At 78.4% G+C, this 2,451-nt stretch carries 2 protein-coding genes and 1 pseudogene; all 3 read left to right on the forward strand.

The genetic code is table 11. From position 1 onward, the window contains the following. Nucleotides 1–318: 318 nt before the first annotated feature. Nucleotides 319–768 carry an SRPBCC family protein gene (locus AAHZ94_RS32615; RefSeq protein ID WP_349997322.1) on the forward strand — a complete coding sequence of 150 codons (450 nt, stop codon included), beginning with the start codon at nucleotides 319–321 and terminating at the stop codon, nucleotides 766–768. A gap of 5 nt (nucleotides 769–773) precedes the next feature. Next, complete coding sequence (locus AAHZ94_RS32620) at nucleotides 774–2,150, forward strand: ArsA family ATPase (RefSeq protein ID WP_349997323.1); 1,377 nt, start codon at nucleotides 774–776, stop codon at nucleotides 2,148–2,150. A 104-nt stretch (nucleotides 2,151–2,254) separates the two neighbouring features. Continuing rightward, nucleotides 2,255–2,451: pseudogene (locus AAHZ94_RS32625) on the forward strand (hypothetical protein); the annotation flags it as partial.

The raw sequence follows: 2,451 nt of genomic DNA on the forward strand, positions 1-2,451 counted from the left end.
GGGGGGGGGGGGCGGCCCCCGGGCGGGGGGGGCGGGGGGGGGGGGCGCCCCCCCCCCCCCGCCCCCCGCCCCCCCCCCCCCGCCGCGGGGGGGGGCCCCCGCCGGCCAGCATGTGGACGCGGCCCCGCGGGCGCCGGCCGGGCGGGCGGTAGCTTCGACGGGCGCCGCCGGCCGGGAGCGGGCGGGGCGCCGGCCGGGCCGACCCCGGAGCCGGGCCCAACCGCCGCCGCTCACCGGCGGTCGGGCGTGCGAGTGGCGCGCGGTAGCCTTCAGCGGCAGGCGCAGCAGGCGGCGGACCGGTACGGAGGAGCCACGGCGATGGCGGAACACACCAGCTCAAGCATCACGATCGAGGCGGCCCCTGCCGACGTGATGGGGGTGATCGCCGACTTCGACCGCTACCCCGAGTGGACCGGGGAGGTCAAGGAGGCCGAGGTGCTCGCCACCGACCCGCAGGGCCGCGCCGAACAGGTCAGGCTGCTCCTGGACGCCGGCGCCATCAAGGACGACCACACCCTGGCCTACACCTGGCTCGGCGAGCGCGAGGTGAGCTGGTCGCTGGTCAAGTCGCAGATGCTGCGCTCGCTCGACGGCTCCTACCGGCTCGACCCGGTCGACGGCGGCGCCCGCACCGAGGTCACCTACCAGCTCACCGTGGACGTCAAGATCCCCATGCTGGGCATGATCAAGCGCAAGGCCGAGAAGGTCATCATCGACCGGGCGCTGGCCGGGTTGAAGAAGCGCGTGGAGACCGGCGCGCCCGCCTGATCGCCATGCGTACCGTCCTGATCACCGGCGCCGCGGGCAGCGGGCGCAGCACCGTCGCCGCCGCCACCGCGCTCGCCGCGGCCCGCGCCGGCCACCGCACGCTGCTGCTGAGCACCGACCGCAGCGGCACCATCGGGCGCGTCCTCGGCCAACCGCTGCCCGCCCCGGCGGCCACCACCGACGCCGTGCGCTCGCCCTGCACCAGGCCCGTCGAGGTGGCGGGTGGACTGTGGGCGGCGCGGCTGGCCACCGCCGAGTACTTCCGCAGCGAACTCGCCGACCTCCAGGAGCGCGCCCGCGGCGTCCTCGACTTCCTCGGCGCCCACCCGGGGGCCGCCGAGGAGGCCACCGAACTGCCCGGGGCCGACGCGCTCACGCTGCTCGCCGCGGTCCGTGCCGCCCACCGCGCGACGGCCGCGCCGCACGCCGGGCCCACCGGGGCGGCGGCGCCGCGCTGGGACGCGCTCGTCGTCGACCTGCCGCCGGCCACCGAGACCGTCCACCTGCTCGCCCTGCCCGACCAGCTCGGCCGCTACCTGCGCCGGCTGTTGCCGGCCGAACGCCAGGCCGCCCGCGCCCTGCACCCCATGCTCGCCCAGCTCACCGGCGTGCCCATGCCGGCACAGCGGCTGTACGAGACCTCAGCGCAGTGGCAGCAGGAGCTCACCGCCGTACAGCAGCTCATCGACGCCGACGCGCTGACCGTACGACTGGTGGTCGACCCCGGGCCGCTGGCCGCGCGGGCGCTGCGCACCGTCAGGGCCGGGCTCGCCCTGCACGGCGCCCGGGTCGACGCGCTGATCGCCAACCGGCTGCTGCCCACCGGCTCCGCCGACCCGTGGCTGACCGCGGCCTCGGGCCAGCAGCAGACCGCGCTCAAGGAACTGAAGGAACTGAACGAGCCGGTGGGTGCTGAGGAGCCGCGCGAGCCGTACGCGCCGGCCGCTGGCCCCGTACCGCAGCCGGCCGGTGACCACCCGCGCGCGGCCCGAGCTGCCGGGTCGCGCGCGCCCGCCTTCCAGGAGTTGCCGCACCTCGGGCGCGATCCGCAGGGCCTGGCCGACCTCGCCGTGCTCGCCGACGCCGTCGGGCCGCTGGACGCGCGCCGGGACGGGCCGGCCGCCGAGCCGTGGACCGTCGAGGACCGGCTGGCCGACGACGGGCTGCTGGTGTGGCGGCTGCCGCTGCCCGGGGCCGACCGGGACGACCTCGACCTGGTGCGGCGCGGCGACGAACTGGTGGTTACCGTGGGGCCGTTCCGCCGGGTGCTGCCGCTGCCGTCGGCGCTGCGCCGGTGCACCGTCGCCGGCGCGGGGCTCCACGAGGGCGCCCTCCAGGTGCGCTTCGCCCCCGATCCCGGGCTGTGGCCCCGCGGGCACTGAACGCCGCACCGCCGTTCGGGTACCGTCGAATGAGCCGACCAGATGAGGCCGGGCCGATCGCGCCGGACGGGGCCGATCGGTCGGCCACAGCGCAGGAGCCCGCCATGAGCGATGCCACCGAGCGCCCGGACGCCGCCGACGGCGCGACCGGGCCCGCCACCGAATCCGGCCGGGCCGGTGCGGAGGGCGCCGACCGCCCCGCCGCCGGCCGTGGGGGGGGCCCCGCCCGGGGCGGCCGGTGGGGTATTAACATATCCGAGCCCCCCAGCCGGGCGGCGGGGGGGGTGGGGGGGGTGGGGGG

The organism is Streptomyces sp. HSW2009, assembly GCF_040240285.1.
In the GTDB taxonomy this organism is placed as follows: Bacteria; Actinomycetota; Actinomycetes; order Streptomycetales; family Streptomycetaceae; genus Streptomyces.